At 37.7% G+C, this 13,572-nt stretch carries 12 protein-coding genes and 1 pseudogene; all 13 read left to right on the top strand.

All coding sequences use genetic code 11. From position 1 onward, the window contains the following. Window positions 1–233: pseudogene (locus H541_RS13475) on the top strand (group II intron reverse transcriptase/maturase); the annotation flags it as partial. Between the two features lie 213 nt (window positions 234–446). Then, complete coding sequence (locus tag H541_RS0100465) at window positions 447–1,565, top strand: hypothetical protein (protein WP_022795391.1); 1,119 nt, start codon at window positions 447–449, stop codon at window positions 1,563–1,565. A 320-nt stretch (window positions 1,566–1,885) separates the two neighbouring features. Further along, a complete protein-coding gene (locus H541_RS0100460) occupies window positions 1,886–3,058 on the top strand; it encodes an aminotransferase class I/II-fold pyridoxal phosphate-dependent enzyme (protein WP_022795390.1) in 1,173 nt (390 codons plus the stop codon). Next, on the top strand, window positions 3,058–4,173 hold the full coding sequence (locus H541_RS0100455; protein ID WP_022795389.1) for a PTS sugar transporter subunit IIC: 1,116 nt from the start codon (window positions 3,058–3,060) through the stop codon (window positions 4,171–4,173). The genes H541_RS0100460 and H541_RS0100455 overlap by 1 nt, the downstream gene beginning before the upstream one ends. A 653-nt stretch (window positions 4,174–4,826) precedes the next feature. Further along, window positions 4,827–5,567, top strand: a complete 741-nt coding sequence (locus H541_RS0100450) for an alpha/beta fold hydrolase (protein ID WP_022795388.1) — start codon at window positions 4,827–4,829, stop codon at window positions 5,565–5,567. A gap of 208 nt (window positions 5,568–5,775) precedes the next feature. After that, a complete protein-coding gene (locus H541_RS0100445; RefSeq protein ID WP_022795387.1) occupies window positions 5,776–6,534 on the top strand; it encodes a tyrosine-protein phosphatase in 759 nt (252 codons plus the stop codon). A gap of 144 nt (window positions 6,535–6,678) precedes the next feature. Next, a complete protein-coding gene (locus H541_RS0100440) occupies window positions 6,679–7,965 on the top strand; it encodes a PTS sugar transporter subunit IIC (RefSeq protein ID WP_022795386.1) in 1,287 nt (428 codons plus the stop codon). Beyond that, window positions 7,955–8,695, top strand: coding sequence for a ChbG/HpnK family deacetylase (locus tag H541_RS0100435; protein WP_022795385.1), 741 nt, complete (start codon window positions 7,955–7,957; stop codon window positions 8,693–8,695). The genes H541_RS0100440 and H541_RS0100435 overlap by 11 nt, the downstream gene beginning before the upstream one ends. A gap of 16 nt (window positions 8,696–8,711) precedes the next feature. After that, window positions 8,712–9,425 (top strand): GntR family transcriptional regulator, encoded by a 714-nt coding sequence (locus tag H541_RS11100; RefSeq protein ID WP_022795384.1) that lies wholly within the window; start codon window positions 8,712–8,714, stop codon window positions 9,423–9,425. 448 nt (window positions 9,426–9,873) lie between these two features. Continuing rightward, window positions 9,874–10,758 carry an aminoglycoside 6-adenylyltransferase gene (locus H541_RS0100425; RefSeq protein WP_022795383.1) on the top strand — a complete coding sequence of 295 codons (885 nt, stop codon included), beginning with the start codon at window positions 9,874–9,876 and terminating at the stop codon, window positions 10,756–10,758. A 135-nt stretch (window positions 10,759–10,893) separates the two neighbouring features. After that, a complete protein-coding gene (locus H541_RS0100420) occupies window positions 10,894–11,754 on the top strand; it encodes a metallophosphoesterase family protein (protein WP_022795382.1) in 861 nt (286 codons plus the stop codon). A 347-nt stretch (window positions 11,755–12,101) separates the two neighbouring features. Beyond that, window positions 12,102–12,767: a SatD family protein gene (locus tag H541_RS0100415; RefSeq protein WP_022795381.1), complete on the top strand. Its 666-nt coding sequence runs from the start codon at window positions 12,102–12,104 to the stop codon at window positions 12,765–12,767. Window position 12,768: 1 nt separating this feature from the next. Next, window positions 12,769–13,536, top strand: a complete 768-nt coding sequence (locus tag H541_RS0100410; RefSeq protein WP_022795380.1) for a DUF3307 domain-containing protein — start codon at window positions 12,769–12,771, stop codon at window positions 13,534–13,536. The last annotated feature ends 36 nt before the right edge of the window (window positions 13,537–13,572 follow it).

Here is a 13,572-nt window from a genome sequence, read left to right as displayed (position 1 = left end):
GAATCAGACAGCTTATTCTCAAAAGATGGAAACTACCAAAAACAAAAATAACGAAGTTATTAAAATATGGATTAAATTTAGATAGTGCCAAAAGAATCGGTTATTCCAGAAAGAAATACTGGAGATTATCTAAATCACCAGAGGTTCACTGGGCCCTTACAAACGAAAGACTCCACCACTGGGGCTTAGTATCCCTAAGCGAAATGGTAGAGTCTGCTTACGCAAGATATTGAACCGCCGTATACGGATCCGTACGTACGGTGGTGTGAGAGGTCGGAGCCGTGAGGCTCCTCCTACTCGATTAAAAGCTGTTTGACCATTTAGTGAAAAAAATAACTAAGTGTTGATAGCGCTTACATTATGTGATAAAATGAAAAAGGAAGGAATGTCACTCAGTAATTAAAAATGGAGGGAGACAAGTAACGAAAAAGATTGCGTTAACAACAATGGCATTATTAGCACTATTTTTAGGTGCAGGCTGCTCATCCAATGGAAATGGTGACTCAGGGTCAGATGATACAGCGACTGAGAAAACGGAGAAGAAGGAAGAAAGTAAAGAGGAAGAAGCAACGCCAAATGAGGTTACAATTGCAGATGGTAGTTCGACTGACGCGGCTCCAACAGATAAGGTATACATGAGGCAATTATTAACGGCTCCTCATGGGACCAAGTCTTTTGCGGTGGTGACTGTCACAATGTCTGCTGAGACGATTCTGGGTGTTAATCTAGACGAGTTCCAATATGTATCTCCTGCTGATTTTGATGGTGTTCCAAATGCTGATGGGGGCTTTGGAGAGGCTTTTCCCGATGACACAGTATTGGCAAGTAAACGAGAAAATAATGACGCTTATTCTAAGATGATGGCAGAAAAAGGTGGCGCCACTCAAACGTGGGACGATAGCATTAATGCTATTAGTGAGTTTGCAAAGGGTAAAACGGCAAATGAGCTCAAAGAATCAGTGACAGAATTAAATAACCAAGGAGAGGATGGCAATCCATCTGATGTTGTGAGTAGAGCAACTTTCTCCGATACTGCTGGTTATTTACAAGCAATTATTGACAGTGCCACTAAAGGAAAGATTTATGAAGGTATAAAAACCGATAATGCTGACTTGAAAGAAATCCAAGTCTTGGCTTCACCGCATGGCGATAAATCATTTGCGGTTATCACTGTCGGTTTAGATGGGGATCGGTTGGCAGTTGCTGCTTTAGATGAATTCCAGTATGTGAGTGCCGCTGATTTTGGTGGCGTACCTAACTCAAATGACGAATTTGGCGCTGACGTTAAAGATGGCTTAGTTCTAGCGTCTAAAGAAGCTAATAATGATGCCTATTCTAAAATGATGTCTGAAAAGGGTGGTGCAACTAATACTTATTCGGATAATCTAGCGGCAGTCATTCAGTTTGCCCTAGGAAAAACTTCTGGCGAATTGGAAGCAACAGTTGGAGAATTGAAAGGTCTTGGCGAGGATGATAGTCCTGCTGATGTTGTGAGTGGGGCAACTTTCTCCGATACGGCTGGTTACTTACAAGCTATTGTTGATGCCATCAAGGCTGCGGAATAAAATATTAAAAATTAAAATAAAATGAGACTATTCTTACAAAAGACTAAAGATACTGTTGACAGCAGTATCTTTTTTAGGTAAGCTATACCCAACTTGTAAAGGGATGATCAAAATGTCAAACTCATTAAAACTCAAACAAGCTAATTTTTATTACTTTTGGTTTTTCACGATTGATCTGTGAGCCAAAAGTTTTTCGTGTTGGCCCTCGCAGATCATAATAAATGACTGTGAGGGAGTTAAAAGTATTGTTTGATCTTTTAATGATCGACTCCTCTCAGTCTTTAGTGATTGAGGGGATTTTTTTATAAGGAGACTAAAATATGGGGGTAAAAGAAGTGTTAACAATAAATACAAATCATCGATTGGATGGTATCCAACCATCGAGCATTCTATCATTTAATGAGCAAATATCAACGATAGCAGATATCGTGAAATTAACAGTGGGGGAGCCAGATTTTAATACACCAGAGCATGTGAAAGAAGCTGGTATTAAAAGCATTCAACAGAATGAGAGTCATTATACGAATTCATCCGGACGATTAGATCTAAGAGAAGCGATGTCTCATTATCTGGAGTCAAAATATGATGTTCATTATGATCCATCAACCCAAATTGTTGCGACTGCAGGAGCGACAGGGGGGATATATGCAGGATTAACAGCCTTGTTAAATCCAGGAGATGAAGTGATTATCCCTGTGCCCACGTTTCCCCTCTATATTCCTATTACCATTATGAATGGTGCAACACCAATTTTCATCGATACTTCAAAAACAGGTTTTAAATTGAACCCCGAAGTTTTAGATAAAACATTGAAAGAACACCCTAAAACGAAAGTAGTCGTTTTAAATTTCCCAAATAATCCGACTGGAACAACTTTCGATGAAAATGAATTAGAAGACATTGCTGCGGTATTAAAGAAGTATCCGGTTTATGCCATGTCTGATGAAGTATATAGTGAGCTAATTTATGATCAAAAACATGTCTCATTAGGTCGCTTATTGCCTGAGCAAACGATTCTTTTAAATGGTGTTTCAAAATCCCACGCGATGACTGGATGGCGGGTTGGCATATTAGCTGCTCCCAAAGCTATTATTCCTAAAATTGCAATGGTTCATCAATTCACTATTACCAACGTCACAGCCATTGCCCAAGCTGCAGCTTTGGAAGCTTTAACGGCTGGCATCGACGATGCTGTTCTGATGCGGGACGAATACAAGCGTCGGTTAGACTTTGTCGTTTCGAAATTGTCTGAAATGGGGATCGATTTTGTTAGTCCCAAGGGAACATTCTATTTATTTTGTAAGATACCGCAAAGAATGACACAAGATAGTTTTGCATTCTGTCTGAAGTTAGCAGAAGAAGCTAAGGTTGCTGTCATCCCTGGAGCCTGTTTTCCTAGTGGAGAAGGCTACTTCAGACTGAGTTACGCTGCGAGTTTTGAAAATCTTAAGTTAGCGATGACTAGAATGGCAAAGTTCATGGAGGTTAATTAATGACTAAGTTAACAGAAGTAATAAGTACATCCAAAGAGCAACCAAATGTCTTACAGCATAAGCTTTCTGCTAATCCTATTTCTGCCTTTAAAGCATTTATGATGAATATTCTGAATGGCGTGAGTGTTGGAGCCGTGGTGTCTTTGGTCCCCGCAGCCTTGTTAGGAAACGTGATGTTGGCGTTGTTGCCGATATTTCCGATGGCTAAGACCATCATTGACATTTCTAATTTGTCGATGATTTTATTAGCGCCAGTCAGTGCACTAGTCAGTAGTAGATTGTTCAAATTAACTGCCATTCAAAGTGCTACCTTAGCTCTGGTAGCCTTAGTTGGTGCTAAAAATTGGCAGATTGATAACGGCATTTTCATGATTAAAGGCACTGGTGATATCTTAAATATCATCATCACTTTGTGTTTGGGCGTTTACTTTATCCAGTTGGTGGGGAGTAGGTTGAAGGCTTACAATATATTGTTATTACCTACACTAACACTTGTTATTGTTGGGTCGATTAGCACGATACTTTATCCAATAGTGGCCCAGATAACAACAGCTTTAGGCGAATTAATCAGCCAAGTTACCCTAGTACAACCTGTTTTGATGGGGATTTTAATGGCTGTGATATTTGGCATCATGATCATTTCACCAATCTCAACTGTTGCGGTGGCTCTGACGATTTCACTGGAGGGAATTGCCTCGGGAACTGCTAATTTGGGGATTACAGCTTGTGGATTTACGCTAGCGCTACTAGGTTTAAAAGCTAATGGCGTGGGTGGCTCACTCGTTCATTTCCTCGGTTCACCAAAAGTACAGATGGCTAATGTGGTTGGTCACCCTAAAATCGTCATTCCAGTCATTCTGAACGCGGCTATCTTAGGTGGCTTAGGTGCTATTTTTGAGATTCAGGGGACGCCATTGAGTGCAGGATTTGGCTTTTCAGGACTAGTAGGGCCACTTGCGGCATATAACGCCGGAGATCAATCCATGCAATCGGTCTTGGTGATTATCCTTTTGTTTTTCGTCTTGCCAACCGCTTTAGCAATTATAGCTAGATTACTGTTCATCAATAAACAGCAGTTGATCAGCGATGACGATTTGAAATTACGCATAGATTGATGTTTTAGAAAAACGATTGACTCTATCATTGCGATTCTGTTGGAATTTATTTTACAACACACCTTGAAGAGAAAAATAATTACTTATTATAGTTGCAAACGGTTACATACTATGCTACACTATGAGTGTAAGGAACCGAAGATTCCCACAATTAGTTCTTTAGATAAAAATAGGCTGTAGATTTGAGTCGGGATTGAAAAAATCGGCGTTAGATTTATGGATGTTTGTTAAATGAAAGCTAGTTGAACATTTCAAGCTTTGAGCTGAATGTAAGTGAATTTAGGTTTACAAAAAATGGTCGCTAGTCGTGAGACTTAAAGACCGAACAACCGAAAGGTGTGGGAGTTTGAATTATTCCTTACAAACTGAATACGACCTAACAGGTGCTTAATTACAAGTTGGAGCAACACTTAGACACTCCATCACGAAATGTATGTAAACAAGAAGCAGCAAATCCTGTTAGGTCTATTTTTGTGCTCTTTTTTTGTTAGCACAGAATTTTTCTTTAACAGATTTTTTCTTTATATGGATAAAGAGAAACGCATTAGAAGGATAAATTCTAGATGGCTATAAGCATCTGACGACCGTCCAATAATGGTCTATGGTAAACTATAGAACGACTATATCAATCCATTTAGGTGAGGGGATCGTGTATGAAGTTAGAGGTTAGAAAACTAAAAGTTGGAATTGTTCCTGTTTTAGAGGTTGTTTCAAAAGAAAGAATCAATGAGCGATTGCCTCTCATTATTTATTATCATGGATGGCAAACGTCAAAGGAACTTGTATTAACGCAAGGGAGAAAGATTGCCCAAAAAGGTTTTCGGGTCATCTTGCCAGATGCTGCAAATCATGGTGAGCGTAAAACACCAGTATCAGATATTCCTTCTTTTACCTTCTTTCAAAGTATCCATGCTAACTTGTTCGAGTTTGAATCGCTCATAGCCTATTTCAAGCGTGCCAAATTGACGAATGAGTTTATTGGCGTCGGCGGTGTATCAATGGGAGGTATGACGACATGTGCGTTGATGACCCATCATCCCGAAATTAATGCAGCCGCTTGTGTCATGGGCTCACCATCCTTAATAGCTTATAGGGAGATGTTAAAAACACATATTTCGGAAAGAGGAATTTTTTTACCACGCGACTATGACGATTTGACCAGTTGGATGAGATTGTACGATCTAAGTAGCTATTATCAACACCTTCCTAAAATTCCACTGTATTTTTGGCATGGGAAAGAAGACGAGAAGATTCCCTTTTCGCAAACGAATGACTTTGTCAAAAAGCATTTGAATCCCTTTATCATTTTTCATGCGGCTAATGAAAGTCATATGGTTAAGGGACCCACTATGGACAAGGTAGCTGATTTCTTTGCATCATCATATCAGATTTAGTTGTTTTCAAAAATATTATCAAACTTATAAGCGATAGATAATCATTATATCGCTTATAAGTTTGATTTTGTTGTATAATTTGACTCCACTACGTTAATATGATTGAAGAAATAGAATAAAACGAGCTTAAATTGGCCAAATTTAGGGGGACAAGGATGATAAAGATGATAAACTAGTAGGTATATAGGATCAATATTGGAGGTTATTTATGGAAACAGTTGTTAATTTTAGAGATCTTGGTGGGTTAAAAACAGCTAGTGGGCAAACTGTCAAATCTAAACGGATTTTAAGATCTGGTCAGTTAGTAGGTGTATCGGAAGATGATCGTAGGACTTTGGAAAAGGACTATCAACTCAAGAAAATTATCGACTTTAGAAGTGAGGATGAAATCAAAAGAGAGCCAGATGATGTTTTAGAGGGCACTACCTACCATCATATCGATATCATGGCAGGAATCCATACGATGAATGCTAGTTTAGAAAGTATGCTAGTATCTTCTAAAGAAGATACAGTTGATCAGGCAATGAAGAAAATCTATGAAGAGATGATTACTAACGACACTGCTCAAAGAGGTTACAATACTTTTATTACTGAATTATCTTTACAAGAACGAGGTTCTACACTGTTTCATTGCTTTGCTGGTAAAGACCGAACAGGCGTCGGGGCGTTATTATTTCTTTCAATTCTAGGCGTCAATAAACAACAGATTTTGGGCGATTATCTTAAGACTAACCAACAGCGAAAAAAGGCGAATGAAGCATTAATCAAAGCAATGTCAGCTAGTTTCACCAACCCAGCACAAGCTGCAATATTGGAGACACTATTGTCCGTTGATCAAGTATATCTGGACCACTCTTTTGAGATTATCAATGAAAAATACGGGAGTTTAAGCTACTATATCACCAATATCTTGCAAATCAGTCTAAATGAACAAAAAGCGCTGAGGGAGAATTACCTGACAGAATAGTGTAAAAAAACGCCTCAGCGTTTTTTTGTATTTTCGTCTGCCTAAAAATAGCACTACTTAACATTTAAAGCTTGACATTGTTATTGGGTTAAACTAATATGAAAGCGTAATCAAACAGGGGTAACCCAAAAAGGAGGAAATAAAATGTTTAGTGCAGACAGTCCGTTAATAAAGAAACTCGAGAAGTTGAATGAATGGTTGGACAGTTTATCGTTTTTAAAAGTATTAACATCAGGTTTGACGATGATTTTACCAGTCATCATAGTAGGAGCTTTCTCTTCGCTATTTGCCAATTTCCCCGTGGAGTCTTATCAAGAGTTTATCCAACGCGTTGGTCTAAAAGAAATATTTACTCTTGGTGGCCAGTTTTCTACGAACATTATATCTTTGATTGCTGTTATGAGTATCACTTACGTCTATGTACAGAGCAAAAAGATTCCTGCTATAATCCCTAGTATCATTTCACTCATAGCATTTCTGATACTCACTCCCTTAGAATTAATTGATGAAACTACTTATATCTCATTTGAATGGTTGGGTAGTGCAGGATTCTTTGTTGCCATTTTAACGGCTTTTGCGATAGGAAAATTATATGTCATCATGATCAAAAATGAGTGGATTTTGAAAATGCCAAAATCTGTTCCGACAATGGTTAGTCAGTCATTTGCTAGTTTAGTACCATCTGCTGTCATTATACTGATAGCGATGATACTCAGATATCTATTTAGTTTAACTGGTTTTGGCAATATACACAGTGTTATTTTTACACTGATTCAAACACCTATCACAAATCTAGGGAACTCATTAGTAGCATTGATTATTATTACGCTGTTATCTAGGCTTCTATGGATGATGGGAATCCATGGTATGTTGGTCTTAATGCCTATTTTATTAACTGTCTTTATGCCACTTGATCTTCAAAACCTAGAAGCATACACAAATGGTCAACCCTTACCTAATATTGTTGGATTAGCTTTTTGGATTTTATGTACTTCAATTGGTGGTGGTGGAGCTACATTAGGACTAAACTTTTTAATGGCTTTCAATGCTAAAAGTGAACAGTATAAAACCCTAGGAAAGCTTTCGTTACCGTCAGGTATTTTTGGAATCAACGAACCTTTGATTTATGGAATACCGATCGTATTTAATGCCCTATATGCGATTCCATACATATTTGCTCCGATAGTCAATTTGATCATCGGTTACTTTTTGATTCAATCTGGACTAGTTCCTGCACCATCTGAAGCTTCAATACTAGGCATGCCTATCCCTATCTTTTTTGTAGGTTTGATTCAAGGAAGTTGGAAATTAGGAGTTATGCAAATTTTCTTTTTAGTGATCAATACAATCATGTACTATCCGTTCTTTAAAGCCGGAGATCGAACCTTACTTTTAAAGGAACAAGAGAAGGAAGCAGAATATGAGTCGTAAAAAGTTTTTAATAATAGATGCAGATGATTTTGGGTTAACGGAAGGTGTCTCAAAAGGAATCGTTCAAGCAATAGATAGAGGAGTTGTAACTGAAACAAATCTCATTGCGACAAGTCCATTTTCTCAACAAGCCATTGAGTTGGCAAAAAAAGAACACTTGATACGTATGGGAATACATCTGACTCTTAATGTTGGGAAACCTCTGTTTTACACAGATACGTTCGTTAAGTTAAGTGAACAGGAAAAAAACAAAAGATACTATGATATTGTTTTTAATGAATTTAAACAGCAAATTGAGTTTTTGTTATCTAGTGGTTTAGAATTAACACATTTAACCTACCATAAAAATATTATTGATGATGAAGGTATGGCGACCATTATAGCTAATTTGGCCTTACAATATCAGGTAGCAGTCAGGAATTTAGTTGATCCACGATTGAATGACGTTTTGAAAGAAAGAGATGTTGTTGCTGCTGGTACCAAACTCATAAATCCACCTAATCAACCCTATACCTTAGAACTGGTAAAGGAACTATTGAGCTCATCAGTATCAGAAGTGAGTGAATTGATCTGTCATCCAGGATTAGTAGATTCAGAATTACGGGCAATATCTAGCTTGACCGATCGAAGAGAAGAAGAGCTTTCGCTGTTTACGAGTAAGGCGTTTAAAGGTATGATAGAGGAAATGGGATATACCTTAAGTGACTATTCTATTCTTAAAACTCGTTAATAGAGGGGTTTCTATCATGTCTATTAAAAGCAAATCTGATCACATCTACTTGGATTTAAAAAAAAGAATCTATAGCGAGGAATTTGATCATTATCAAATCTTACCAACGGAGAAAGAGTTGGAGTTAGCATATAATGCTTCTAGAAATACTGTAAGGAAAGCTATTCGACTTTTAAACATAGAAGGATTAGTGTATAGCAAAACTGGAAGCTCTAATGTTGTATTACGCCGTGTTCCCATTACTGATGAGTTGATTAGTACCGGAAATATTATGAGACCTTCTAAGATAAAGCACAACGATATTGAAACAGTTGTTTTATCCTTTAATCAATCAACGGTAAATGCAAAACTGGCTAACAAAAGTACCTTTGATGAAGGCGAATCTGTTTTCCATGCTGTACGACTAAGAATCATTGGTGGGAAACCCATGATGATCGATGATAGCTATTTTAGAGAAGAGATAGTTAGTGGCTTAAATCAGAAAATAGCCTCTCAATCGATTTACGAGTATATCCAAAAAACACTTGGTCTGAAAATCATTGGTTCTAAAATGGCAGATCGGGTTGTTAAGGCAGAAAAAATGGACCGAGATAATTTAGTTTTGGGTGATAAAAACTGTATCGCTCAAACTCAGAATTGGGCGTATATTGATAGTGGGGAAATTTTTGAATATACCGAAATTCACTTTTCCCCAGAGTTTTATGTTAGAACGAGATTTGTTCCCAGATAAGTCATTGGGATACAAGTCACAGAGAGAATTTCTTTAATATAGTCAGAATCATCAAGACATTGTGATAAAGGTAATAATTGCAATGGCAGCTCATTTCTTTTGGATTGACATTGAAAAACATAGTAAAATAAACAAATAATAGAAGTATATTTATTCTAAACAAGCAGCTGATGAGGCTGCTTTTGTGTTATAATTGACATGGAAGGACATAAATAGTGAAAAAAGTAACAATATATAAAAGTGTAAAAAGATGCTTTCCTATAGGCAATAATGACTAACTATGATTAATAATGAGTAATAATAATTAATAGTGTCTAGCATTGGTTAACGGCGGTTAGCGATAATGTGGAAAGGTAGTGGTAGTTTCAAAGGTAAAATGGTCAGTAAAATTAGGGATCAGATATTTCGTCTAACACTATAAAAGCTTTCAAAAGAGAGGGGTTTTAGTATGGCAGATGGTATCATGAAAGACTTGATGAATTTTTATAATAAGCAAGAGGATATTAGAGTTTTTGCAATGAATGGTTCTCGTGTCAATGTCAATATTCCACCTGACGGTTATCGGGATTATGATGTTGTTTTCTTCACCGATGATGTGGGCAAGTATAAACAGGATGCTAGTTTTTTAAGTCATTTTGGAGATGTCTTGATGGTAACTGAGCCAGAAGCAGATGGTCCTAATCTTTATCCTGATGGGAATGGCTATACTTATTTAGTACTTTATCAAGACGGAAATCGTATCGATTTTCAAATCATGGCTCTTTCTCTTTTAGAGCGTTATTTATCATCTGATAGTCTGACTCAGATTATAGCTGACAAAGATGGACGGATTGAAGGGACTATCGAACCGAGTGATCGTGATTATTGGATTGGTGAGCCGTCTGAAGAGCTTGTGACGAGTTCTATCAAGGAATTTTGGTGGCAGTCGACCAATGTTTTGAAAGCTACGTTAAGAGGGGAATTATTACTATCTCAATTCTACTTGAATCTGACTCGGGATGAATTGATTCGACTAATGACCTGGGTAGTGGCTACTGAATATGGCTTTGATCGAAACTATGGCAAGAAATCGACTCAAATTCTACGGTATTTATCTGATGCGGATAGGCAAGCTTTATTAAATACTTTTAATACCGTATCTGAGAAGACTATATATGATTCTCTAAAGAAAATGATGAAGTTAGAAGAGCGTTTTATGGCGATGATCAGCAATCAGTCTGATTTCTTTACGGGGTCCTCTCTGGATGATTACGGACAAGTCTCTTTGCAATTTCTTGAGAGTAAGAACGAAAAAGAATTGGCAGGTTATTTCTCTGATCGGATTTTTTGCTGATACTATCTGTTGATGGAATGACATTCAATTCATAACGTTTAGTCTGCCGAAATGATCCCAAAATTGTTATAATAGCCCTAGTTACTAGATTGTCAGAATGAAAAATATGAACGAGTAACAGAGGGGTGGGTAGAGTTGATTCATAAAATAGCGGTTTTATCGGATGTTCATGGTAACCAAACAGCACTGGAAGCAGTCTTTGCAGATGCACATGCAAATGGGGCTACGGACTTTTGGTTTTTAGGCGATTTATTACTTCCAGGTCCAGGTGGGGAAGCGTTATTTGAGTTATTGGAAGAGAATAATGTATCAGTTTATGTCAGAGGAAACTGGGAGGATTGTTTTTTAGCAGCTCTGGATGGCAATGTTGATTTAACAGATGAAACAGATGTTTATTTTGTTCAGCTTTCGCACTATTTGTTAGATCATATTTCACCTTCTAGGGTCGAGTTTATTCGTCAATTGCCACTTCAAACTATCAAAGAGGTCAATGGCTTGATTGTCAGTTTGACTCATCATTTACCACAGAAAAACTATGGTCCTGAGCTTCACACCTTTCGACCCGTCGAAAATTTTGCCCCATTATTTCAAGAGTTTGAAGCCGATATAGCTATCTATGGACACATTCACCATCAAGTTCTGAGGTACTCCAGTAATGATCAATTAATTCTCAATCCGGGTTCTATCGGACAACCAGTCAATGATTGGTACAGGCTACATGGAGACTTACGAGCTCAGTACATGTTTCTAACAATCGATGAGGCAGGAATAGCTGATATTGATTTTAAACGTGTTCGCTACGATACGAGTCGTGAGATAAAACGTGCTGAAGAAGCAGAGTTATCGTATTTAGAACTCTATAAGACCTTTTTTACAACGGGCTATCCTGTGACTCATGATATTTCATTACTGAAAGACTATGGGCATAGATTTGGTTATCATGAATCGGCGATACAGTTTTTAAAATCGCTAGGCCATTTAAAAGACAGTGAGTGATTGAGAGATCATTTGATTAAGTCGTGTTGTTCAGCTAATACTAATTAGTAGGATTAATCAGGCTATGAAATCCAATTTATAAGTTTGAAAACGCGTATATCAAACTTATAAATTGGATAATTTTGTCTTTCAATGGTAAACTATCAGTAAAAGTAATAGTAATAACAATAGTAATAGCCATAGTGATAAGAATTGCAGTAGTAATAGCAATAGTATTTGAGAATCAGCTTTCCTTAGTGCCATAGAAAAGATTCACAAACAGGGTACATGAACAGGATACGTGCACAAATAGATACATCGATAATTAGACTTAAAGTTGTAAGCTAACAATCAAAGGGGGTCATCGGGTGAAATTTTATGCAGTGATTGGTGATATTGTGTCCTCTCGTCATATTTCTGATCGGGAGGAAACGCAACAGTTTTTAAATCAAACGCTAGAGGATATTAATCAAATGTACCAAGAGGTCATCGTTTCTAATTTCACTATTACTCTTGGGGATGAGTTTCAAGGGCTATTAAAAAGTGGGGAGCATTTATTGGAAATTGTCGATCGGATTCGGTTTGCTCTCGATCCAATCGCCGTTCGTTTTGGGATTGGAGTCGGTACGATGGCAACGTCAATTAAAAAAGAAGTCAGTATTGGAGCTGATGGACCAGCCTATTGGCATGCGAGAGATGCTATCAAAGCTGTGCACGAGATTGCTGATGTGGCCAAATGTCGTATAGCCGTTTCGGTTGGTTATTCCTCAACCGTTATTGATCTGGTGAATGAGACCTTGCAACTGAGTGATTATATCGAAAGTAAATGGGTCACTAGTCAACGGGCGTTTGTCCGAAAGCGTCTGTTAGAAACGGGCTATGATTTAACTGTGCCACAAGTGGAAATAGCTCGGATTGATAAAAGTACACCTCAAAAGGTCAATGCTAAGATAAAATCTACTGGTTATTATCAGTTTATTTCCACACGGCTTGCAATTGAAAAGACACTGACTGAATTTGAGTTGGAGGGCTAAGATGATACCATTGACGTTTCAATACTTTATCCTTTGCCACTTGATTGGTGACTATTATTTTCAAACACAACAGATGGCGGCTCGTAAGCAAAAAGAGTTAAGGGCATTGGTTGTTCATTGTGGTTTATATAGTGTCCCGTTTTTATCAGCCTTTATCCTATATGATGATTCATTTGTAGCCTTGCGGTATTGGATTAGCTTATCACTTGCTCAAGCCATCGTAGATTTTATAAAATATTTTTGGAGCCGTCGTTTTAGTGTGATAGCGAAGGAATATTCACAGTGGCTTTTTCTACTAGATCAGGCTAGCCATCTGCTCTTGGGCTTTCTAGTGATTAGTGTATTAGCTCTTAGACTACCGCAAACGGTGGTAGACTCAGAGGTATGGTCCCTATTCCTATCTTGGTCAGCTTATCTGTTACTCTTGTTTAAGCCAACTAATATTTGCTTTAAACTGGTGTTTGGGAAGTACCAACAAAGCTACCATGAAGAAGAGGTTACTGAAAGAAATATCATTCAGAAAAAACCACTTGAAGAAACCGTCTCAGGGGCAGGGGCTTTGATTGGAAACCTAGAAAGAATGATCATGGCTATCTTTCTCAACCTTGGTCAATTTGCTGCATTAGCTATTGTTATGACTGCTAAGTCCATCACGAGATACAATAAAATTGCTAAAGAACCAGCCTTTGCTGAATACTATTTGATAGGTACGTTGTATAGTATACTGGTCACACTGATTGGATTTTTCCTATTTGTGTATCGGCTATGACTGTTGGTGCTATGATTGTCGTTGCTATGATTGTTG

Origin of the sequence: Bavariicoccus seileri WCC 4188 (assembly GCF_000421665.1) — a bacterium.
Classification (GTDB): domain Bacteria; phylum Bacillota; class Bacilli; order Lactobacillales; family Aerococcaceae; genus Bavariicoccus; species Bavariicoccus seileri.
Note: the sequence above shows the minus strand (reverse complement) of the source record. Positions and strands in the feature narration are given on the sequence as shown.